Source organism: Methylobacterium indicum (assembly GCF_017347565.1).
GTDB lineage: Bacteria > Pseudomonadota > Alphaproteobacteria > Rhizobiales > Beijerinckiaceae > Methylobacterium > Methylobacterium indicum.
The window spans coordinates 6,147,724-6,169,853 of the sequence record NZ_AP024145.1 but is presented as its reverse complement, the minus strand read 5'-3'; the positions used below and the strand labels follow the sequence as shown (position 1 = coordinate 6,169,853).

18 protein-coding genes and 1 riboswitch are annotated in these 22,130 nt (G+C 69.4%); of the genes, 3 read left to right on the top strand and 15 right to left on the bottom strand.

The features are described from left to right. Nucleotides 1-399: 399 nt before the first annotated feature. Complete coding sequence (locus miv_RS28625; RefSeq protein WP_131800160.1) at nucleotides 400-861, bottom strand: hypothetical protein; 462 nt, start codon at nucleotides 859-861, stop codon at nucleotides 400-402. Nucleotides 862-1,114: 253 nt separating this feature from the next. Then, nucleotides 1,115-2,257: a family 8 glycosyl hydrolase gene (locus miv_RS28620; protein ID WP_058618095.1), complete on the bottom strand. Its 1,143-nt coding sequence runs from the start codon at nucleotides 2,255-2,257 to the stop codon at nucleotides 1,115-1,117. Between the two features lie 834 nt (nucleotides 2,258-3,091). Between miv_RS28620 and yghU the strand changes: the two genes are divergently transcribed. After that, nucleotides 3,092-3,970 carry a glutathione-dependent disulfide-bond oxidoreductase gene (gene yghU / locus miv_RS28615; RefSeq protein ID WP_207180329.1) on the top strand — a complete coding sequence of 293 codons (879 nt, stop codon included), beginning with the start codon at nucleotides 3,092-3,094 and terminating at the stop codon, nucleotides 3,968-3,970. Between the two features lie 139 nt (nucleotides 3,971-4,109). Here yghU and miv_RS28610 read toward each other — a convergent pair whose 3' ends face one another. The 12 genes from miv_RS28610 to miv_RS28555 form a co-directional block, all read right to left on the bottom strand. Further along, nucleotides 4,110-5,099 carry a DUF6925 family protein gene (locus miv_RS28610; protein ID WP_207180327.1) on the bottom strand — a complete coding sequence of 330 codons (990 nt, stop codon included), beginning with the start codon at nucleotides 5,097-5,099 and terminating at the stop codon, nucleotides 4,110-4,112. Continuing rightward, nucleotides 5,053-5,892: an ABC transporter ATP-binding protein gene (locus tag miv_RS28605; RefSeq protein WP_207180325.1), complete on the bottom strand. Its 840-nt coding sequence runs from the start codon at nucleotides 5,890-5,892 to the stop codon at nucleotides 5,053-5,055. Before miv_RS28605 ends, miv_RS28610 begins: the two co-directional genes overlap by 47 nt. Beyond that, nucleotides 5,889-6,920: a FecCD family ABC transporter permease gene (locus tag miv_RS28600; RefSeq protein ID WP_207180324.1), complete on the bottom strand. Its 1,032-nt coding sequence runs from the start codon at nucleotides 6,918-6,920 to the stop codon at nucleotides 5,889-5,891. Before miv_RS28600 ends, miv_RS28605 begins: the two co-directional genes overlap by 4 nt. Then, nucleotides 6,917-7,774 carry an ABC transporter substrate-binding protein gene (locus tag miv_RS28595; protein ID WP_207180322.1) on the bottom strand — a complete coding sequence of 286 codons (858 nt, stop codon included), beginning with the start codon at nucleotides 7,772-7,774 and terminating at the stop codon, nucleotides 6,917-6,919. The genes miv_RS28600 and miv_RS28595 overlap by 4 nt, the downstream gene beginning before the upstream one ends. Before the next feature lie 9 nt (nucleotides 7,775-7,783). Continuing rightward, nucleotides 7,784-9,748, bottom strand: coding sequence for a TonB-dependent receptor plug domain-containing protein (locus miv_RS28590; protein ID WP_207180321.1), 1,965 nt, complete (start codon nucleotides 9,746-9,748; stop codon nucleotides 7,784-7,786). A gap of 122 nt (nucleotides 9,749-9,870) precedes the next feature. Next, nucleotides 9,871-10,070: riboswitch (cobalamin riboswitch) on the bottom strand. Nucleotides 10,071-10,681: 611 nt separating this feature from the next. Beyond that, on the bottom strand, nucleotides 10,682-11,437 hold the full coding sequence (locus miv_RS28585; protein WP_244748761.1) for a Phenylacetic acid catabolic protein: 756 nt from the start codon (nucleotides 11,435-11,437) through the stop codon (nucleotides 10,682-10,684). A gap of 21 nt (nucleotides 11,438-11,458) precedes the next feature. After that, complete coding sequence (locus miv_RS28580) at nucleotides 11,459-12,535, bottom strand: 2Fe-2S iron-sulfur cluster-binding protein (protein WP_207180319.1); 1,077 nt, start codon at nucleotides 12,533-12,535, stop codon at nucleotides 11,459-11,461. 39 nt (nucleotides 12,536-12,574) lie between these two features. Next, nucleotides 12,575-13,117 (bottom strand): 1,2-phenylacetyl-CoA epoxidase subunit PaaD, encoded by a 543-nt coding sequence (paaD, locus tag miv_RS28575; protein ID WP_280529459.1) that lies wholly within the window; start codon nucleotides 13,115-13,117, stop codon nucleotides 12,575-12,577. 18 nt (nucleotides 13,118-13,135) lie between these two features. Then, nucleotides 13,136-13,915 carry a 1,2-phenylacetyl-CoA epoxidase subunit PaaC gene (paaC, locus tag miv_RS28570; RefSeq protein ID WP_244749102.1) on the bottom strand — a complete coding sequence of 260 codons (780 nt, stop codon included), beginning with the start codon at nucleotides 13,913-13,915 and terminating at the stop codon, nucleotides 13,136-13,138. 110 nt (nucleotides 13,916-14,025) lie between these two features. Further along, nucleotides 14,026-14,310, bottom strand: a complete 285-nt coding sequence (paaB, locus tag miv_RS28565) for a 1,2-phenylacetyl-CoA epoxidase subunit PaaB (RefSeq protein ID WP_048429926.1) — start codon at nucleotides 14,308-14,310, stop codon at nucleotides 14,026-14,028. Between the two features lie 48 nt (nucleotides 14,311-14,358). Further along, nucleotides 14,359-15,357 (bottom strand): 1,2-phenylacetyl-CoA epoxidase subunit PaaA, encoded by a 999-nt coding sequence (paaA, locus tag miv_RS28560; RefSeq protein WP_207180317.1) that lies wholly within the window; start codon nucleotides 15,355-15,357, stop codon nucleotides 14,359-14,361. Nucleotides 15,358-15,551: 194 nt separating this feature from the next. Continuing rightward, on the bottom strand, nucleotides 15,552-16,421 hold the full coding sequence (locus miv_RS28555) for a PaaX family transcriptional regulator C-terminal domain-containing protein (protein ID WP_048429928.1): 870 nt from the start codon (nucleotides 16,419-16,421) through the stop codon (nucleotides 15,552-15,554). 577 nt (nucleotides 16,422-16,998) lie between these two features. Here miv_RS28555 and miv_RS28545 point away from each other — a divergent pair. Continuing rightward, on the top strand, nucleotides 16,999-17,226 hold the full coding sequence (locus miv_RS28545) for a hypothetical protein (RefSeq protein ID WP_125901081.1): 228 nt from the start codon (nucleotides 16,999-17,001) through the stop codon (nucleotides 17,224-17,226). 864 nt (nucleotides 17,227-18,090) lie between these two features. On the opposite strand, the gene miv_RS28540 is transcribed toward miv_RS28545, so the two are convergent. Next, nucleotides 18,091-20,382, bottom strand: coding sequence for a TonB-dependent siderophore receptor (locus tag miv_RS28540; protein ID WP_244748760.1), 2,292 nt, complete (start codon nucleotides 20,380-20,382; stop codon nucleotides 18,091-18,093). A 568-nt stretch (nucleotides 20,383-20,950) separates the two neighbouring features. Here miv_RS28540 and ytfQ point away from each other — a divergent pair. Continuing rightward, nucleotides 20,951-21,910 (top strand): galactofuranose ABC transporter, galactofuranose-binding protein YtfQ, encoded by a 960-nt coding sequence (ytfQ, locus tag miv_RS28535; RefSeq protein ID WP_207183666.1) that lies wholly within the window; start codon nucleotides 20,951-20,953, stop codon nucleotides 21,908-21,910. Nucleotides 21,911-22,130: the final 220 nt, after the last annotated feature.

The following is a 22,130-nucleotide window of genomic DNA, read 5'->3' as shown; positions in this document are numbered from 1 at the left end:
AGGCCACTCAAACAGGCTCTTAAATATTTATATTGGATCGAAAAATCGCCGCATGCATTGGTTGATTACCTCGGGACGAGGCGTGATCGACCTATCCAGACGAGCGCATGCTTGCGAAGTTCACGGCCTGATGAGGCCGGCGGGCAACCATGGGCGATCCGCGGCGCTTGTTGCCGGTGGCAATCTCGAGGGCATTTCGCCGACGCGCTGCCAGCGCATCCGCACACGGGTGCGGGCTCCGGGTTGGGGAAGGGCGCCTCATGACCGGCTTGGTGCCTCGACCTGCCGGAGCCCGCTCGGTTCCGGCTGGGAGGTCTTCTGCGGCCCCGTCTGCGATGCAGGTCGCAGGGACGTTCAGCCCGGTCCACGCCCGACGATCGGTCGCCGGGCACGGATCGGTCAATGAGGCTCCGGGGAGGACAGGAGCCGAAAGACGTGTTCGAGCGGGAGAGGCGAGCGCCCGGCCTCCGGCAGAGGGAGGATTGCCGGGGGCGACGGCGCGGGCGCCGGAGGCTCGTCGCGCATCGAAGCCGCGACCGGCGCGTGACGCGTGGGTTCGACCGCCACGGCATGCGGCACCACGATCGCCGCAATCTCGGGGGAGGGGCCTTCCGGCACCGCCTCGACCCTCGCCGGCGCGCTCTCGGGCGCGAGATCGACGATCCGCTTCAGGTGACCGGTTCGATTCTTGAAATTGTGATAGGAAAACCCCACCATCTCGAAGGATTTGAGCGCGGAATCGACGTCGTTATACGTGGTCATCGTGCTTGTCCGCCTGTTCGGCTCCGCGCGTCGCAGGCTGGCGCCCGCGGCGGAGAAGCAAAAACGATTTCGGTCGATCGCATCCTTTGGGAAAGCCAAGCGCTTCGGCTTCGATTCGGCCCCTGATCGAGTTGCGCGAGGCCATTCGACCCGCGCGATGGTCAGATTGATCGACAGATCGTTTCAAATGCTGACGTGTCGAGCCATGCGAGCAAGAAACGCCGTGGTGAGTCACCGTTTCCCCGGCCGATCGGTGATTGCCCGCGCAGTCATGCGATCTCAGTGTCCACCGTCCGGACGATCCGATCGGCGAGAGATCTCCGACGCTGAATCGCGCAGTCTCGCGGCCTCTTCAGGTGATCGTGCTGAATTCCTGCATGGCGATGCGCGACAGCATGATCAGCGCCGAGGGGTAGTAATGATCCTCCTCGCCGATGGACGGAAGCGTCCCACCTTCGCCCCCCGCGCGGGTGCGCAGGGCCAGCGCGGCCACGGCGCGCGTCCCGGGATCCGCCGGATACGGAGCGATCGTCCCGCTCTGCAGATCCACCCAGGACGGCGGGAAGGGATGCTGCCCCTCCCAGTACCGCCAGAACGCCGCAAGCGCCCCCTGCGACCTCGTTCGGCACCAGGCGAGGTGAAGCGGGATGCGGATGGCGTCGTAGCTGAAGCGTGCCGGCCAGGAGGGCGCCGGGCTCAACGCCCCCGTGCGTTGGTCCACGCGCAGCCAGTCGGGCGGGAGGTCCCACTTGCCGAACCGTCCGTCCTCGATCAGGCGCAGGCCGTCCGTCTCGAGGGCCGACCAGACGCCGGACGGCGCGACCTGGGCCACCTCGTGGATCATGGGAAACGCGTAGTAGGACGGATTGACGATGACGCCGCCCTCGCGGTCGAATCCGTAGGCGCCCGGAAGCAGGACGATGCGCTGACCGACCCGCCGGACCAGCAGGCGAAGGATATCCTGCCCGATCTGGCCCGCCTCGGCAGAAAGGTCCGGGCGCCGCCACAGGCGTCCCGCTCTCGCGAGGGCGCCGGCGATGTAGAGGTCGCCGTCGGTGGCGTTGTTCAGGTCGTCGACCGGGGTCTTCGCCTGGGGCTGGAAGCGCCACGCATGGAGGGAGTCCGCCGGGCGCCGGAGATGACGACGCGTCCAGCCGTGGATTCGGTCGAACGTGGCGGGATCGTTGAAGGACACGGCCATCAGCAGGCCCCATCCCTGACCCTCGCTGTGGGAGACGCCCCCGTTATAGGTATCGACCACGCGGCCATCGGGCGCGACGAAGCGTCTGACGAAGGTCGCATATTCGCGCCGGTCTTCGACGGATGGAGTCGTGAGCGAGGCGAGGCGACGCACCGGCTCGCCTGCGCCCTGGGCCATCGAGGCGGCAAAGGTCGAGCCGGACAAGGAGGAGCCGGCACCGATACCGGCGAAGGCCGAGCCGATCCCGAGTCCGAACAGCGCACGCCGGTTGATGGTCGATGCTCGTGCAAACACGTGGAAGCCTCACCCCTGTCCGGCTCACGGAAAAATCGGAGACCCGCACCGCACTCTTCTTCCAGAGTGCCGCTCAATCGTAAAAATCCGGTTATGGCCGCGCCTCGTATTTGACCGGCGCCAGAGGAGCGTCGTGGTGCAGCGTGAAATCGGTGATCGCAGCGCATCGAGATCAATTCCGGCATGCGATCCGCCTCACGCCGCGCCAACCGAATTTAAGCAATTATTGCATAAAACGAAGAGTGGGAGCGAATGCAAGTCATCGGCGACAATCATAACAAGATCTCCATTGATCGCGACCCCTGAACGCCGAAGTTAGATCGTGAAAATTCTCGGATCTCCTGGTGGCGCCATCGATGCTGGAGATCCCGTCAGCAGGACGGATCTTCGTCTCTTGGAGCTTGGAGAGAACAGCGAGCCGTGGCGTCGGCCGGGCCGTCGGAAGCATGGCGTCGTCGCCGGGCGTCGGACGATGCGGGCGGCGTCCGGCCCGACGAGATCGTCATCGGCGGGTGCGCGACGCGTCCGGTTTTCGAGGAGCGTGCCGCGCCGATCTCGGCGGAGGCATCCGACCCGGGTCAAGGTGGCTCCGGACTGCGACGCGTCATCGGGGAAACGGTCGCCCGTCGTATCGCGCCGAGTTAGCCGTGCAGGACCGGCCGTGTCGCGTATGCGACAGGCGAGTCTCCCACGACCTCTCGACCCTGCGCGGCTGGCCCGGGCGGGAAGCCGGAAACCGCCCGGCCATGCTTCCGAGACGGATCTCCGGGCGACCCCCTCTCGCCGGGCCGGCGGAGCGCCTATCTGTTGCTTCGCAACATGGGAGAGCGCCCGATGAGCGATCGCACCGAGTACGTGCCCCCGAAGGTCTGGACCTGGGACAAGGAGAGCGGCGGCCGCTTCGCCAGCATCAACCGGCCGGTCGCGGGCGCGACGCACGAGAAGCCGCTGCCCGTCGGCCGGCATCCCCTCCAGCTCTACTCGCTCGGCACGCCGAACGGGCAGAAGGTCACGATCCTGCTGGAGGAGCTCCTGGCGCTCGGCCATGCGGGCGCCGAGTACGACGCCTGGCTCATCCGGATCGGCGACGGCGACCAGTTCGGTTCCGGCTTCGTCGAGGCCAACCCGAACTCGAAGATTCCCGCCCTCGTCGACCGGAGCGGCGCGACGCCGGTTCGCGTCTTCGAGTCGGGCGCCATCCTGACCTACCTCGCGGAAAAATTCGGCGCCTTCCTGCCGACCGAGCCGGCGGCCCGGGCCGAGACGCTGTCCTGGCTGTTCTGGCAGATGGGCTCGGCCCCGTTCCTCGGCGGCGGCTTCGGCCATTTCTATGCCTACGCACCGACGAAGTTCGAGTACCCGATCAACCGCTACGCCATGGAGGCGAAGCGCCAGCTCGACGTGCTCGACCGGCGCCTCGCCGAGCATGAATTCGTGGCGGGCAGCGCCTACACCATCGCCGACATGGCGATCTGGCCCTGGTACGGCGGCGTCGTGAAGGGCTGGCTCTACGAGGCGGCCGAGTTCCTCGACGTCCAGAGCTACCGCAACGTCCTGCGCTGGGCCGACCAGGTCCTCGCCCGGCCGGCGGTGCAGCGCGGGCGCAAGGTCAACCGCCTCACCGGCGACCCGGCCGACCAGCTCCACGAGCGCCACGACGCCGGCGACTTCGACACGAAGACGCAGGACAAGGTCGGCGGCACGCAGGGGTGATGCGGGACCGGGCCGATCCATCGTGAGATCGGTCCCGCAGGGCAATCGCCCTCTCCCCGGACGGCCCTGCCGGGCGGGGAGGGGGCCGGGCTCCCCGGACGGAGCGCCGGGGCATGGCCCGCGACGATCGGGAATCCGGTCAGGCGTGGAGGTCGGCGCCCTCGTCCTCCTCGTCGGCGGGGCCGGTCTCGATGCTCTCGCCGCGGAGGGCGCGGGCCTGCGCCTCGGCCACCCGCCGGGCGCCCTGCGCGTGCCGGCCCGACACGCCGCCGTGATCCTCCGCGCCGTGCTTGATGGCGACCAGCGCCGGATCGCCCCAGCGCGCGAGCAGGACCTGGAACGCTGCCAGGCGCGCCGGATCGAAGGCGATGCGCCGCCCCTGCATGTCCTTGCAGGGATGGGCCGGGTGCAGGGCGGCGCAGGGCACGAGGCCGGCGGGGATCGGCGTCGTCGCCGAATGGGTCCGGCCGCTTCGCAGGAGCTTCGGCAGGACGTGGGTGTGCGGCCCCTCCGGGCTGGTGCCGCCGGCAGGCGGGATCGGGGCATAGACCTCGATGCGGCCGAACCGCGCGAGGAAGACCCGGTGCGGGCTCAGGGCGACGAGGCGCGGCCCGATCGGGTTGCCGGGCGAGAAGAGCGGCTGCCCGGCCCCTTCCCGCAGGCAGGCGATGACCTCGGGGTCGCGGCTGCGCAGGCAGGCGTCGATGGCGAAGAGGTCGAGGCCGAGATCGAACAGCACCCCGTCGCGATCCTCGGGGCGGGCCGCCTCGTGGTCGGGGCCGAGCTCCGTCACGACGCCGCGCCGGTTCATGGCGCAGGCCCCTTCGGGCAGGCAGAGCGCCACGGCGTGGTTCCAGCCCGAGGCGCTCGCCGTCTCGTAGGCGACCGGGCGCAGGTCGGGATCGGGCCGCATCGCGATGGCGCCCCGGGCCGTCGCCATCCCGAGGCGATCGTCGGGCAGGGCCGAGACCGGTTCGTCGGGATCGCGCATGAACTCCGCGATCGCCCCGAAACTGCCGAGGCTCCAGGCGGTGCCGGGATCGCGCAGGGCGTCCCGCAGCAGCGCCGCGACGGCGTCGCGGTCAGGAACGGTCTGGCGCTCGAACGGGGTCTCGGCCGGATGGGTCATGGTCGTCCTCCCGGGGGTGCCCGGCGCGATGCCAGGGCAGGATGTAGGGTGAGCCGTCGGCATGGGTGCCGCGCAGGACCGCGATGCCGAAGGCCTGCCGCAGCAGCGGGTCCGTCAGGGCGAGGGCGGGCGCCGCGTCGGCGACGATCCGGCCCCCATGCAGCACCACGAGCCGGTCGCAGAAGCGGGCGGCCAGGGTGAGGTCGTGCAGGACCGCGACGATGCCGGTCCCGGTGCGGCTGGTCGCCCGCAGGAGGTCCATCGCGTCGAGCTGGTGGGCCGGGTCGAGGGCGGTGATCGGCTCGTCGGCGAGCAGGATCTCGGCCTCGACCGCGAGGGCGCGGGCGAGCAGCACCCGCATCCGCTCGCCCGACGACAGGCTCGGCTCCGTCCGCTCGCGCAGGTGGGTGACGTCGACCCGCGCCATCGCCCGGGCGACCGCCGCGTGATCGGCCTCGCTCAAGGGGGCGAAGGCCCGGCGATGCGGCAGGCGCCCGAGGGCGACGACCTCCGAGACCCGCATCGGCCAGCCGATCCCGGCCGACTGGACCAGGAGGGCGAGGCGGCGCGCCCGCTCGTCCCGGGAGACCGCGCAGAGGGGCCGGCCGTCGAGGAGAACCCGGCCGGCGGAGGGCGGCACGAGGCCGGCCAGCGCGCGCAGGAGCGTGGTCTTGCCCGCGCCGTTCGGGCCGACGAGCCCGACGAACTCGCCCTCTCCCACCGACAGCGACACCCCGTCGAGGATAGGGCGGCCCTGCACCCGGACCCGGAGATCGTCGGCGGACAACCTCATCGGCCGTCCCCCCGCCGGACCAGCAGCGCGATCAGGAACGGGGCCCCGACCAGGGCCGTGACGACGCCGAGCTTCAGCTCGGGCCGCGTCGGGACGAGGCGCACGAGGAGGTCGGCGCCGAGCACCAGGGCCGCGCCGAGGAGCCCGCTCGGCCACAGGCTCGGCGTCGGCCGGGCCCCGACCAGCGGCCGCACCAGATGGGGAACGACGAGGCCGACGAAGCCGATCGCCCCGCTCACGGCCACGCCGCTGCCCACCGCGAGCGCCGCCCCGGTGACGATGCGGAGGCGGACCGAGACGAGATCGAAGCCGAGGCTCGCGGCCGTGTCCTCGCCGAGCGCCAGGGCATCGAGGGCGCGGGCGGTGGAGAGCATCAGGACCCAGCCGATCGCCATCAGCGGCAGGCAGAGCCGGACGTGATCGAGGCTGCGGTCGGCGAGCGACCCCATCAGCCAGAACACGATCTCCAGGGCGGCGTAGGGGTTGGGCGCGAGGTTGAGGACGAGCGCCGTCAGGGCGCCGGCGAGGCTCGACAGGCCGATCCCGGCGAGGATCAGCCCCTGCGTGCCGGTGCCGCGGGCGGCCAGCACGACGATGCCGAGCGCCGCGAGGGCGGCCCCGGCGATGCCGCCGAGCGGCAGGGCCAGCGACAGGCTGCCGGCGAGCCCGCCATGGAACACCATCACCGCCCCGAGGGCGGCGGCCGAGGAGACGCCGAGGATGCCCGGATCGGCCAGCGGATTGCGCAGGTAGCCCTGCATCACCGCCCCGGTCAGGCCGAGGCTGAAGCCGACGAGCGCGCCGAGGAGGGCGCGGGGCAGGCGCAGCTCCATCAGCACCAGGGCGGGAAGGGTGGGCCGGCCGGCCCACGCATCGCCCAGGGCGGCCGGGAGATCGAGGGCGGCGTAGCCGACCGCGACCGAAGCGAGCGTGAGGAGGCCGACGAGGAGGCCCAAGCCCGCGACGAGGCGCCGGCTGCGGGTCTGCGGCGTCATGCGTGTCACGGGGGGCGTCATGGGGGGCGTCATGGGGCGCGCTCCCTCGCCGCCGCCGCGAGCCGGGCGACGAGTTCGGCGATCTGCGGTCCGGGACAGGTCCACAGGCGGTTGGGAATCGCAACCATGTGCCCCTGCCCGCGCAGCCTCTCGAGGATCGGGTGGTGCAGCAGGGCATCGGCGAGGGACGGCGTGCCCGTCTCATTGGCGTCGACCACGACGAGATCGGCATCGGCCAGGGCCGCGGCTTCGAGCGGCACCGATCCGGTCCGGTCCCGGCCGATCGCGGCGGCGACGTTGACGAGGCCGGCGGCCCGGATGATCGCGTCGCCGAGGGTCCCGGGCGAGACCGTGAAGGCGTTCGGGCGCAGGACCAGGACGCGCAAGGAGCGCGCCGCCGGCACGACCCGCGCGAGGCCGGCGTCGAGCGCCGCCACCATGGCCTCCCCACGATCCGGATGCCCGACGGCCGCCGCGACCTGGCGGATCTGGGCCCGCACGCCGTCGAGATCCGCCGGCACGCCGAGTTCGAGCGGCGGGATGCCGATCCGCTGGAGGAGCCCCACCGTGGTGCGGGTGGTGAAGGCCCCGGCGACGACGAGATCGGGTTTCAAGGCGACGATCTCCTCGGCGAGGCCCCGTGTGACCGGCACCCCGGCGGCCTCAGCCGCCACGGTCGAGCCGCGGGAATCGCCCGCGAAGGCGGTCACCGCCGCGACCTGCGCCCGGTCGGCGAGCCGCAGCACGAGCTCGTCCGCGCAGAGGTTCAGCGAGACGATCCGCATCGGCCGGACCGGCGCGGCCGGGTTCTCCCGGGCCACGACCGGAAAGGCGGCGAAGGCGGCGGCCAGTCCGGCCGCGGCCCCGAGGCGGCGCAAGGCCCGCATCCGCGCCCTCTAGAACGCGGTCACGCGCACGCCGCCATAGACGGCAAGGCCCGCGCCGAGGAAGCCGGTCGGGTTCTGGTAGCGCTGGTCGAACAGGTTATCGATGCGGGCAAACAGCGTCAGGGTGTCCGAGTAGGCGTAATTGGCCGAGAGGTTGACCAGGGTGAAGCCAGGGTTCTTCAGCCGGGGCACCGAGAAGTCGCGGTTACCGTCGACGAACGCGCCGATCGCCACCAGGGTGCCGGTGAGGGTGAGCTGCGGCACCGGGTTCCAGATCGCGGTGGCGCTGACCTTGTGCCGGGGCCGGCGCAGCAATTCCTGGTGGGTGATCTCGTCCTTGGTGACAGTGTTGGTGTAGTCGACCCGGCCGCTCAGGGTATCGGTGAGCGTGACCGCAACGAAGCTCTCCGCCCCGTACGCCACGGCGCGGCCGACATTCACGCTGGTCGAGAAGGTCGGGAAGTACGCGGTCTGGATCAGGTTGCGGAAATCGGTCTCGAAATAGGTCGCGCCGACGAGCACCCTCTCGCCGAGGGGCTGCTCGAAGCCGGCGTCGAACCCGAAGCTCTCCTCGGGCCGCAAGGCCGGGTTCCCGAAGAACCGAAAGTCCGGATAATCCTGGTAGAGCTGGCTCAGGGTCGGCGGCTTGAAGCCGGTGCCGACGCTGCCCTTCAGGCGTGTCTCCGTGGTGGGCAACGTGTAGCTCGGCGCGATCCGAAAGGTGGTCGCGCCGCCGAACTGGTCGTTCGCGTCGTGGCGGATGTTGGCGACCAGGAAGGCGCGGTCGGTGATCGCCGATTGCAGCTCGGCGAAGCCGCCGGTATTCCCGTTCGATCTGTCGATGCCGGTGGCCTGGAAGCGCTCGTCCTCGCGCTGGGCCCCGAACAGCAGCTGGTGGCCGGGGGCGAGCTGGACGTCGCCACGATAGTCGAAGCGGGTGCGCTCGCCGAGCGTGGTCGAGGACGTCGGCGGCGCGAGCGGGTCGAGCGGTCCGGCGAACAGGCGGTCGAACGTGGCGTAGTTGGCCCCGAAGACGTTGTGGAAGCCCGGCAGCGGCGTCCACTCGGCCTCGCCGCGCATCAGGAGCTGCTGCTGGTCGTTGAGGTTGCGGTAGGGCGTCGGCCGATAGGGAAAGCCGCCATCGGCCTGGTCGAGATAGGCGCTGTCGGAGAAGCGCAGCAAATAGTTCAGGCGGAAGGTGTCGGTGAGTTGCGCGCCGAGCTTGGTCGAGACGGATCTGATGTCGGTGAAGGCGGTGCGCAGCGGCACCCCGGGCGGCAGCACGTCGAACGGCGTGACCGGCAGAGCGGCTTGGCGCAGGTGCTGCACGGAGAACGCGTAGTCGACGATGCCCGACGCGCCCGACAGCCGGCCGCCCTGGTTGAACGTGCCGTACGATCCGGCCTCGGCAAACGCCGTGACCTTCGGCGGTCCCTCGCCGCGCCTGGTCACGAAGGAGATGACGCCGCCGATGGCGTCGGCGCCGTAGAGGCCGCTCTGCGGCCCGCGCAGCACCTCGAGGCGGGAGAGGTCCTCGGTCTGAAGCTGGCTGAAGTCGAAGGAGCGGTTCGGCGTCGAGGGGTCGTTGACGTCGATGCCGTCGATCAGGACCTTGACGTGGTTGGAGTTGGTGCCGCGGATGAACACGGAGGTCTGGCCGCCTGCACCGCCGGTCTGGACGACGGTGAGGCCCGGCACCTGCCGCAGGGCCTCCGGCGCGGTGCGGATCTGCTGGGCCTGGAGCACGTCCGAGGTGAGCACGGTGACGCTCGATCCCGTGGTGGCGATCGGCGTCGGCACACCCGTGGCCGAGACGGTGATTTCGGAGAGCGCGATCGTCCCGTCACGCGTAGGTGGGGCATCGGCGAAGGGAGCAGCGACCTGCTGCGCGAGGGCGGGCCTGCAGAGCAGGCCGGGGATCGCGCAGGACAGCGCGAGCGCACGCCAGAGGGCGGGGCGGACGGGACGGGACACGGGCTTCGAGCCTCGGGAGACGGCAGTGGCACGTCACCGCGAACGAGGCCTCGAACCGTCATCCCGCGACAGGATAACGGCCTTCGGACACCCATCAGAACACCCCGTCTGACGCGTTTCGCGTGTGACCACGGCTGACGGCAGGTCTCCTGGCTCGCGGGTCAGTGCCTGCCACCGTCTTCCCAGGTGTGAGTCACCCAGTGACGTAAGGTGGTGGAAGGCTCGCCGCTCACAGTTGCGGGGGCAGCCGCGGATTCGGCTCGCGCCTCACCGCATTCCCTTTCTCGTCCCCCGAAAGGGAACCGTCACCCTCGTCCTCCCATCTCGTCCTCGGGTGGTCAACCGTCATTCCGACAGAACCGTGCCGTTGTTGCGCACGGGGCGCATCGTGCATCCCCTGCGAGATTGCGTCGATTCCGATGTCATGTCGCAAGGTTCGTGGGACGACGTCAATCATGCCGGACATGCCCACGGTCGACACATGGCGGGTTCGGAGTGTCTGTCGGCAGGTTCGGGCTGTCGATTCGGGCTTGGATCCTATCGATCCTTGGAAATCGGGTGTCGCCGGCCCCGCTCGCGCACGGGGTACGCGGATCCTGCGGCAAGGCCCGGTGTCGACCGGGAGTCGCATCCGGCCGAGATGGATCGTCCGCGGCGCCCGTTATTGTCCGACAGGCACCTTTCCCGTATCGGACGTTCAGGCCGATGCCGGGCCAGGCGCATCGAGTTCCATAACCTACCTTATGCGAATGACCGATGGAGGGCGAGGCTGGAACGCTTCTGCTGACGCGATGAATGGCTTACGCTCCGGTTGTCCGGCGAGCGGGAGACCGTCATCGGCTGCTCAAACCCTCGGGCTCGGTGCTGCGGCCGGCTCGGGGCCCCCGCCCTTCCGTCGTGTTCCGGATCGCCGGTGCCGGGCCCGGCGTGCGGTCACGCCATGCCGAAGGCCGGCAGGAGCGCGTCCATCTCCGCCGCCCAGGCGGCGGCCAAGTCCTCGTTCGTGCGGCGGCGCAGGCCGAAGCGGCGGAGGGTATCGAAGCGGGCCGATCCTTCGCGGCCGAAGCTCGCGGCGATGCGCGGGCGCCAGAAGGCGACGCTCCGTCTCGCCTCCGCGCACCCGCTCTCGGTCGCCACGATCCGGATCAGGCCTTCCTCGCCGAGCCCGGCGTGCCGCGCCTCGCGCGGGGCGATCTGGCGGAAGACGTCAGCGAGCGGCGCGTAGGACAGGTGCGAGAATTCCTGCAGCTGGACGCCGACGGCCCGGCCCATCAGCACGTTCATGACCACGGCATCGACCCAGCCCTGCAAGGGATAGTGGAACACCGAGAGGCGCATGTCGGAGCCGTGACGCGCCGCCCCGAGATCGGCGTCGCGCGGGAGGCGGGCCGCCCAGGGATGGTGCACCGCGTAGCGGGCGGTGTCGGCCCCGAAGGTCCCCATCAGGGTCAGCACGCGCTCGGCGTGGTCGGTCTTCTCGAGCACGATCCGCGCGGCCGCGATCCGCGCCTTGAGGCCCGGTGCCTCGTTGATCATCGCGGCGAACCCGGCCGAGCCCGCGAGCTCGCTGTCGACGAAGGTCGCCATCAGCCGGAGCAGCTCGCCCCGGTAGCGCGGCGGGACGTTGGACGGGTTCGTCAGGACGCCGCCCTGCCGGAGATATTCCTCGATGTCCATCGTCTCCGGCACGCCGTCCTCCCGGCCCGTGATCTACTGGTCGAAGCTCACGACGAGCGTGTCCGTCGTCGGATAGCACTGGCAGGCCAGGACGTAGCCCTGACGCACCTCGTAATCCTCGAGGGCGTGGTTCGTGAGCATCTCGGCCTCGCCCTCCAGCACCTTGGCGCGGCAGGTCGAGCAGACGCCGGCCTTGCAGGCGTAGGGAGCGTCGATGGTGTTGGCGAGCGCGGCATCGAGCAGGCTCTCGCCCTGCTTCGGCATCCGGAACGTGCGCGTCGCCCCGTCGAGGGTCACCGTCGCTTCGCATTGCGCGTCGGCGGCCGAGGCCGTGCTCGACGCCGCGCGCGCCCGGGCCCGGCCGGGCTGGCCGGAGGCGAAGAGCTCGAACTTGATCTGCGCGTCCGACAGCCCGTGCTCGCGGAGCGACGCCGCGATCGCCAGCATCATCGGTTCGGGCCCGCAGATGAAGGCAGTGTCGACCGAGCCGATATCGATCCAGCGCGAGAACAAGGCGGCGCATTTTTCAGCGTCGACCCGCCCGGTGAACAGGTCGATCTCCTGGGTCTCGCTCTCGAGGACGTGGACGATCGAGAGCCGGCCGAGATAGGTGCTCTTCAGGTCGTCGAGCTCCTCCCGGAACATGATCGAGGAGATCTGCCGGTTGGCGTAGACCAGGGTGAAGCGCGCGTGCGGCTCCCGCGCCAGCACAGTCTTGAGGATCGACAGCAGGGGCGTGATGCCGCTGCCGCCGGCAAAGCCGAGGTAGTGGCGGGCCGTCTCCGGCTCGATCGGCGTGTGGAACGCCCCCATCGGGGGCATCGCCTCGATCACGTCGCCGGGCTTCAGCTCCTGGTTGGCCCAGGTCGAGAACGCCCCGCCCTCGACCCGCTTGATGCCGACCTTGAGGGCGCCCTCGTCCCGGCCGGCGCAGATCGAGTAGGAGCGGCGCAGCTCGATGCCGTCGAAGGCGCGCCGGAAGGTCAGGTACTGGCCCTGCGTGAACGCGAAGGCCTCGGCGTCGCCCTCGCGCGGCTTCAGGGTGAGGACCACCGCGTCCCGGGTGTCGCGCCGGATCTCGGCGACGTCGAGGGGAAAGAAGCGTGCCATGGCGGCCAGTACTCGTAGGTTGGATCGACCCCGGACGGGTCAGATGCACTTGAAGTAGTCGAACGGCTCGAGGCAGTCGGTGCAGCGCCAGCTCGCCTTGCAGGGGGTCGAGCCGAACTGGCTGACGCGTTCCGTCCGGTTCGAGCCGCAGCGCGGGCAGGCCACGGTGAGATTCGAGCCGCCGGTGAGCCGGCCGATCCGCCCCAGCAGCCGGCCGTCCGCCGCCGTCCCGTCGATCGGCGGGGCGATGCCGTAGGCCCGCAAGGCCTCCCGGGCCTCCGCGGCGATCCAGTCGCTGGTCCAGGGGGGCGTCAGCGACCGCTCGATGCGCAAGCGCTCGATCCCGCGGGCATGCAGGGCCTCCTCGATCGCCAGGTTGATGACCGCGGTGGCGGGACAGCCCGAATAGGTCGGCGTCACCGTGACCACCAGGGTGTCGTCCTCCCAGGCGAGGTCCCGCACGATCCCGAGATCGACGATCGAGATCACCGGAATCTCGGGATCCGGTACCTCGGCGAGCCAGTCCCGGATCGTGCCGATCTCCGGACGGGCCTGCGTCTGCGCGGGGGAAAGGGCTGTCACGGACACCACGACGGCCCCCTACCAGGTCGCGCCCGGATAGGCGCGCTGGAGGAACTGCATCTCGGCGAGCATGCGCCCGAGATGCTCGGTGTGGATGCCGCGCCGCCCGCCCTTGTGGGCGAAGGTCCCGTCCGGGACCCGCAGCGTCGCCTCGGCGAGGATCGGCCGCACCGTGGCATCCCAGGCGGCGCGCAGGCTTGCCGGATCGGGCGCGATACCGGCCTCGGCCAGGACGGCGTCCACGGCGTCGCCCAGGAAGAGCTCGCCCGCATAGGGCCACAACACGTCGAGGGCGGCCTGCATCCGTCGACGGCTCTCCTCGGTGCCGTCGCCGAGGCGCACGACGAGGTCGGCGGACTTCTCGAGGTGGTAATGCGCCTCCTTCACCGCCTTCGCGGCGATTCCCGCCACGCGCGCCTCGGTCGAGGCGGCGAGCGCCCGCAAGGCCTCGACGTGCCAGGCATCGAAGAGGAACTGGCGCATCAGCGTGTGGCCGTAATCGCCGTTCGGCAGCTCGACCAGGAGGACGTTGCGGAACTCCCAGACGTCGCGCAGGAAGGCGAGGTCGTCGGCCTTGCGCCCCCTGCCCTCGACCTCGCCGGCGAGCCCGAGCCAGAACTGGGTCTGCCCGATCAGGTCGAGGGCGATGTTGGCGACGCCGATATCTTCCTCGAGCGCCGGGCCGTGGCCGCACCATTCCGACAGGCGGTGCCCGAGGACGAGGGTGTTGTCGCCCATCCGGATCAGGAACTCGACCAGGGCGGCCCGGGTCGGTTCATGAACCGGCTCACGCCCCATCTCATGGGCCGGATCGTCGGGGGCCGGATCGTCGGGAGCCGGACGGGCCGCGGCCGCGGAGGCCGCGAGGGCGGCGGCGTCCCGGGTCATCACGTCGGGGAGGGACGGCATCACATGTGCCCCACGTCGCCCGGGATGTCGTAGAAGGTCGGGTGGCGGTAGACCTTGCTGTTCGAGGGCTCGAAGAGCGGGCCCTTGTCGCTCGGGCTCGACGCCACGATGTCGCTGGAGCGCACCGCCCAGATGCTCACCCCCTCGTTGCGGCGGGTATAGACGTCGCGGGCGTTCTTGATCGCCAGTTCCGCATCAGGGGCGTGCAGGCTGCCGACATGGCGGTGGTTCAGGCCGTGCTGGCCGCGGATGAAGATCTCCCATAACGGCCATTCGCTCGACATGTCCCGACTCCCCGATGCGTCTTGCTGGTTGGTGTACGCCCGTCGCGGTCACTCGGCCGCGACCGCCATCCTGGCGCGGGCCGCCTTGTCCGCATGCGCCTTCAGCCCGTCGCGGAACCAGGCGCCGTCCTCCCAGGCCTTCACCCGGGCGCCGAGCCGCTCGCGGTTGCACGGGCCGTTGCCGGCGATGACCTCGAAGAACTCGCTCCAGTCCGGCTCGGAGAAGTCGTAGCCGCCCTTGTCCTCGTTCCAGCGCAGCCCCTCGTCCGGGACCGTCAGTCCGAGGCGCTCGGCCTGCGGCACGGTCTGGTCGACGAACTTCTGGCGCAGCTCGTCGTTCGTGTTCATCTTGATCCTCCAGGCCATCGATTGGGCCGAATGGACCGAATCCTTGTCGGAGGGGCCGAACATCATCAGCGCCGGAAACCAGAAGCGGTTGAGCGCATCCTGCGCCATGTGCTTCTGGGCCGGGGTCCCGCCGGCCATCTTCGTCATGATGTCGTAGCCCTGGCGCTGGTGGAAGCTCTCCTCCTTGCAGATGCGGATCATCGCCCGGCTGTAGGGGCCGTAGGAGGTCCGCTGCAGCGGCACCTGGTTCATGATCGCCGCACCGTCGACCAGCCAGCCGACCGCGCCCATGTCGGCCCAGGTCAGGGTCGGGTAGTTGAAGATCGACGAATACTTCATCTTGCCGGCGTGGAGCAGCTCCATCAGCTCGTCGCGGCTGACGCCGAGCGTCTCGGCGGCGCAATAGAGGTAGAGGCCATGGCCCGCCTCGTCCTGCACCTTGGCCAGCAGGATCGCCTTGCGCTCCAGCGTCGGGGCGCGGGTGATCCAGTTGCCCTCGGGCAATTGCCCGACGATCTCGGAATGGGCGTGCTGGCCGATCTGGCGGATCAGGGTCTTGCGGTAGCCCTCGGGCATCCACTCCTTGGGCTCGATCTTCTCGCCGCGGTCGATCCGCTCCTGGAAGGCGCGCTCCTCGGGTGGCATCTCGTCGAGACCGCGGACCTGGGTGGCGTCGGTCTTCACCAGCTGCGCGTACATGCCGGGTCTCCTCCTGCCGCGTCGCGGGCCGGCCGGCGGGGCCGTACCCGGAGGATGCCGGCCCTCGCCCGGGCACGTCGCCCAGTCTGTTGGCACTAATCTGACAGGCGAAGCATCACACTTCAAGAGCCATTATCGGAAAATGTGTGATGCTTTGCGGCGCCGCTTCGCGACGGCCGTCCGATCGCGGGAAGTCAGGCGCCGTCGCGGATCCGGGCGAGGGAGGCCAGCCGGCCGAGCGTGTCGGGCGTCTCGGGCGGCAGCGCGTCGCTCCCGCTGAGGAAGTGCCGCCCGACGTGACGGTCGGCGGCGGGGGAGAGGCGCAGGTAGAGGTCCGCGAAGAGCCGGCGGGCGCGATGACCGCTCCAGGTCTCCGGCAGGGTGCCGGCCGGCAGGCGCGGGTCGCGCAGGGCGACCTGGCGATAGGCGTGAACGAGAAGGAGCCGCAGCTGCAGGGCTTCGGCATCGGCGAGGCGAAGCCCGGCATCGAGCGCGTCCGTGACGCCCCCGAAGGCCGCCAGGACGGCGTCGTAGCCCGCCGCCACCGCCGCGAGGTCCCAGTGCGCGGCGACGAGACGCTGCAGCATCGGGAGCGGTGCGGTGGTGCCGGCCTCGAACGTCACGTGGGCCGGGTCGGCGGGCCGGTCCCGGGCCGGGCCGAGCCACCAGTGGGGAGCGAGCCGCACGAACCCGTCCCGGTCCAGGGCCGGACTCGTCTCGCCGGCCTCCTCGGCCCCGAGCCAGACGAACCGCCAGCCGGCGTCGGGCTGCGGCTCGAACAGGGTCCGGGCGGCGGCCAGGAACTCGCGCCGCGCCGCCTCCGTGAGACGGTAGAAGCTGCGCCGTCCCTGGCGCTCGCCGGCGAGCTGCCCGGCGGCCACGAGCCGCGACACGGCGGTGCGCACCAGCGTCTCGCTGAGGCCGAGGGCCCCGCAGGTCTCGATGATGGAGCCCATCCACAGCTGGCCGCCGCGCGGCTCGACGACGTCGCCGTAGAGGGTGACGATGACGCTGCCGGCACGCAGGGGGATCGCGTCGACGAGGTGCGGGAGCAAGGCTTCCACTCGATCCTCTCCCCGGGCCTCTTCCCGCTTCTCCCGGTCGCGATCCGCCGAGGATCCGTGCGCGTCGCTCACGCCGCCTCTCCATCCCGGGCGAGCGCGGTGCCGCCATCCGTCCGCCGTCCCCGCCCGGCCGTCGACCGGACCGGAACGGGCATGGCGGCTTATGGCCAAACCCCCTGCCGCACAACCGGGCGGGGCGGAGCGCCCGATCCTGCTACCCGGGGCGGGACGCCGGCGTGGAAGAATGATCGGGTCCGGCCCCGAACGTCGGGCGTCGTCGTTCGTCCGCTGATCGGAACGAAGCCGAGGCGGTGACCGCGAGGGCGATCTCCCGGCCTGCCGGTCCTCCCGACCGAGGGGACGGGTCGCTCGCGCATCGGCCCGGGCCTACGAGTTCGGCTCGACGCCGCGCAGCCAGGTGACGTCGGGCGTCTACACCTCGACCGAGTCCCCGCCCTACCAGCACATCCCGCTTCACAACGAGCAGGCCTATGCCCGCGACTGCTGGCGCTGACGTCGCTGTCCTTCGACATCGCCGTGCTCGAACTCCTCCTGCCGCTCACCGTGGGCGCGCATCGTGCTCGCCTCGCGCGCGCAGGCCCGCGACCCGGACGCGATCGCGGCCCTGGTGCGGGACGAGACGTCGACGTGGTGCAGGCCACCCCCAACGACCCGGCGCCCGCTCGGCGGCGGGCGGGTCCTGCCGGCGTCGTGCCGGCGCTGGTGCGGCGGGGAGGCTCTGGCTCCCGACCTCGCCCGGAACCTCGCCGGATCGGCGGGGCCGGTGCGGGCCTGGACCCTGTAGGGCCCGACCGAGACCACCGTGTGGTCGGCCCGCGCGGATTTCGAGCCGCACGTCTACCTGCAGGGCGTCTCGGAGGCTTTGCCCGGGCTGAGCGACACCCTGGTGTCCGTCCTGGCGGTGCGGTCCGACGAGATCTCGCGCTCGCTCAGCGACAGGGTGCGGCGCGCCGACGCCAGAGATCAGGGCCCGGCGCGGCACAAACGCCCGGTCGCGCAGATGCCCCCGCGAGTCTCCTCGCGAGCGCTGTCACGCCGGTTCGCGACCGACAGGTGCATCGGCTTCCCGCGTCGGCAGCAGGACTTCCGATTGAAGTATAAATCCAAGGAGAGGCGGAGATTTTCTCCTCTCGCCGCGGGTGCAGGACTGTTAGGGGCAAAAATGGCGCGTCTCCCCTCTCCCGTGTGCGACAGGGGCCGGGGATCGAAGACCCCGCGTGAGGGTGATACGGTTCTCAATCAGAGCCTGCCTGATTTGCACGACAGTCTTGACGCCCTCCTTGTCATTCCGGGGCCGCGCAGCGGAGACCGGGATCCAGACGCGCAGGTGGAAAAAAACGAAGTGGTACGCCGTCGATCTTCCTGAAGAACGATCGGCGGTTCTGATTCCGGTCTCCGCTGCGCGGCGCCGTGATGACGATGAGGGTACGAAGACCGTCGATCAGGTCAAGCAGTCTCTCAGACTCGGAACGTCGTGCTCGCAGCAGACCGGCTCAGTCTTCTTGCGGTACCGTCTCCACCCTCTCCCTCTCCCTCTCCCTCTCCCTCTCCCACACGGGAGGAGGGATCCCGCGCTCTGATTTCAACTGGTTTTCCCCCGGACAGCCCTGCACCGATCGCGATCGATGCAGGGCGGAGGCCGCGATGCCTACCAGCGATAGGTCAGCGTCCCGAACACGCTCCGGCGGAAGCCCTCGAACACGTAGCCGGTGTAGAAGCCGGAGGTGTAGTAGCGCTTGTCGAACAGGTTCGTGGCGTTGACCGACAGGGTCGCGCCCTTCCAGTCCGGGTTGATCCGCGCGAGGTCGTAGCTGAGCGAGGCGTCGACGACGGCGTAGGACGGGATGGTGTCGACATTGGTCGAATCCGTCCGCGCGCTGAGGTAGCGCACGCCGGCCCCGGCCCGCAGCCCGCCGAACGGCGATCCGAGCGGGAAGGCGTAGTCGGCAAAGAGCGACACGGTGTTGGCCGGGGCATTGGGCAGGCGGTTGCCGATGAGCCTCGGATTCGTGTCCTTCGTCACCTTGGTGTCGAGATGGGCGTAGCCGAAGATGACGTTGAAGCCCTCGAACAGGCTGGCCTTGCCTTCGAGCTCGAAGCCCTTCGCCACCGCCTCGCCGGTCTGGACGAAGAAGCCGGGATTGAGCGGATCGGCGAGCGGGATGTTGGTCTGGGTGATGTCGAAGTAGGAGGCGGTGAAGAGCGCGTTGGTGCCGGTGGGCTGCCACTTCACGCCGCCTTCGATCTGCTTGGCCTCCCGCGGGTCGAGGGCCGCCCCGCTGGCGCGCTGCCCGGCGATCTGCGGGTTGAAGGAGGTCGAGTAGGACATGTAGGGCACCACGCCGCCGTCGAACTCGTAGCCGAGGGCGACGCGATAGCTGAGCGCCGAGAAGTCCTGCTTGCTGACGGTCGCCCGGTTCGCAGCGGCGAGCGGCAGGTTCGGGAAGCTGTTGACGGTGTCGATCTGCTGATCGACCCAATCGTTGCGCACGCTTCCAGTGAAGATGAAGCCGTTCCACTTCATCTGGTCCTGGAAATAGGCGCCGATCTGCCGTTGCGAAGCGCGCTTCGCGATGTTCGTCCGGTTAGGGAAGCTGAAACTGTCATTGTAGACTGGGATGTAGAGGTCGATCAGACGGGTTCCGGCGGCCAGCGGATAGCCGAGCGGGAAGGTCCGGGCATCGTCGCGGTGGTAATCCTGGACATCGATGCCGAAGACGACGCTGTGCGTGATGCCGAAAGTGCCGAACTGGCCCTCGACGTGGTTGTCGGCCAGGATGCCGTAGCTCGATTGCCGGCGCAGGTAGGGGACGACCGCTTCCGAGAGGAAGCCCGGCGGCGTGAAGCCCGGCACGGCACCGACGACGTCGGCCTTGGTCGAGGTCTCGTAGATCCGGAACGCCGAATGGACCAGCCAGCCGGGCGCGAAGGAGTGATCGAGGATGTACCCGATCTCCTTGTTTTCGAGCAGGAAGGTGTTGAAGTTCGGTTGGCCGACGAAGACGTTCGGTTGATAGAAGCCGCGGGCGCTCGGGATGATCGAGCCGATGATCGGCAGGCTCTGCTCGGAGCCGCCACCGCGGAACTCGGCGTACTTGGCCAGCACGGTGAGCGAGGTGTCGGCGTCCGGCCGCCAGGTGATCGCCGGGGCGAGGAAGGTGCGGTCGTCCGGCGTGTCGCGGACCTGGGTGTCGGAATTGCGCACCAGGCCGGTGATCCGGTAGGCGAAGTCCGGCGCTCCCTGGACCGGCCCGGACAGGTCGAAGCCGGCCTGGATCCGGTTGCGGTTGCCGCCCTGGATGAAGACCTCGTTGAACGGGGTGAAGCTCGGGCGCTTCGAGACCAGGTTGATGATGCCGCCGGGCTGGCCGGCGCCGTAGAGCACCGAGATCGGGCCCTTGATGACGTCGATGCGCTCGTAGGCGTAGGGCTCGACGTTCTGGTCGAACGAGTTGAAGCCGTAGCGCAGGCCGTCCTCGTAGACGTTGTCGAAGTTGTTGGCGCCGTAGCCGCGCAGCACGAAGGTCGGTCCGCCCTGGCCGGCCGGATAATCGACGCCCTGGACGTTCGGCGTGTAGGCCACCGCGGTGTTGAGGTCCTGCACGCCGCGGACGTCGAGCTCCTCCCGGGTGATGACGCTCACGGTCGCCGGCGTCTCGAGGATCGAGTCGTTGCCCTTCATGCCGGCCGTCGAGCGGGTCGCGACGAAGCCGTTGGTCCCGAAGGTCGGGTGCTGGGCCGCGACGGTGATCTCGTCGAGGGAAATGGCGCCCCCGTCGGCCGGCTGGGCCGGGGACGGCGTGTTCGATGCCCCGGGCGGTTTCGAAGCCTGGGCCTGGGCGTCGCGCAACCCGGCTGCGAGGCCCGCGATGGCAACTCCCGTCACGAGAGAGGCGCGCAGGCTCGCGCCTGCACGATCGGCCAACTGGGTCCAACGCATCGAATAGCCCCGGTAGAAGTGACGATGGGCCCCATCCTTCATGAACGTCAGGGAGAGGCATAGGATCGATTATGGGGCCACGTTTTCGACTGCAATCTCCTGAAAATTTGTAGATTTAATTTATTCTAGATGAGAATGAATCAAAATAACTGTCGATCCCCCCAAGCTTCGATAAAAGCATCGTCTTCGGCAAAAATTTTAAATTATCTAATTTGAATTAGAGCGTCGATCAAAGGGATTCGCCGTGGGAAAGTGTCCATTTTGCAACAATTTGCGAGGGTGTCTAACACGCGACTCAATCAGTCGCGATCATCTGTAGCGTGTGTCGCTCGTCACGCGGGGAGTCGTGACGTCCGCCGCGTCGGGCGCCGGCTGCGCCGGAAGCCCGAGAGAAACGGATGCCCCCTGTTCGTTCGGTCGGTCGATCAACCGGAACCTTCCCCAGCGAACCTCCGACAAAAATCTTACAATATGACTATTGCGTCCGGATGGGGGCTGCCGCATGTTCGAGTCACGCACGCAGATGCGCCGAAAAACATCGAGGGAGACGCCCATGCTCGCTGCCAGGATGCATCGCCTTCTTCTAGCCGCCACGGTCCTCACGGCCATGGCCGCCCCGGGCGCTTCGGCCGCCGGCCCGACGGTGGGGTTCTCGCAGATCGGGTCCGAATCCGGCTGGCGCGCCGCCGAGACCTCGGTCACCAAGTCCGAGGCGCAGAAGCGGGGCGTCACGCTCAAGATCGCCGACGCGCAGCAGAAGCAGGAGAACCAGATCAAGGCGATCCGGTCCTTCGTGGCGCAAGGCGTCGACGCGATCTTCCTGGCGCCCGTGGTGGCGACGGGCTGGGACGCGGTGCTGAAGGAGGCGCGGGAAGCTAAGATCCCGGTCGTGCTCCTCGACCGCGACATCGATCCCTCCGGCAAGGACCTTTATCTCACGGCCGTCACCTCCGACAGCGTCCACGAGGGCAAGGTCGCCGGCGAGTGGTTGGCGAAGACCGTGGGGTCGAAACCCTGCAACGTCGTCGAATTGCAGGGCACGGTGGGCGCCAGCGTCGCGACCAATCGCAAGAAGGGCTTCGAGCAGGCCATCGCAGGCACGCCCACCATCAAGATCGTGCGCAGCCAGACCGGCGACTTCACCCGTTCCAAGGGCAAGGAGGTGATGGAGAGCTTCATCAAGGCCGAGGGCGGCGGCAAGGCGATCTGCGCGGTCTACGCCCACAACGACGACATGATGGTCGGCGCGATCCAGGCCATGAAGGAAGCGGGCTTGAAGCCCGGCCAGGACATCCTCACCGTCTCGATCGACGGCGTGCCGGATATCTTCAAGGCGATGATGGCCGGCGACGCCAACGCCACCGTCGAGCTGACTCCCAACATGGCCGGCCCGGCCTTCGACGCCGTCATCGCCTACAAGACCAAGGGCACGGTCCCGCCGAAATGGATCCAGACGGAATCGAAGCTCTTCACCGCCGCCGATAACCCGCAGGCGGTGTATGATTCGAAGAAGGGGCTTGGGTATTGAGGCGAGTTTTGCTCGGGGCTCTCGATTAAAATTTAGGTTTATATCCGCCGTCCCGTTCGGGCAGAGCTGTCCAGAGACAAGGATGGCACGGGTTTCTCCCTCCCCCCCTCTGCGGGTGAGGGTGCCCGGCTGCGATTGCGAAGCACTCGTGCGCCGGGCGGGAGAGGGGGCGACGCTTCCGGAGAAGTCGCGACCGCGATGACGGGCGCCAAACCCGGCA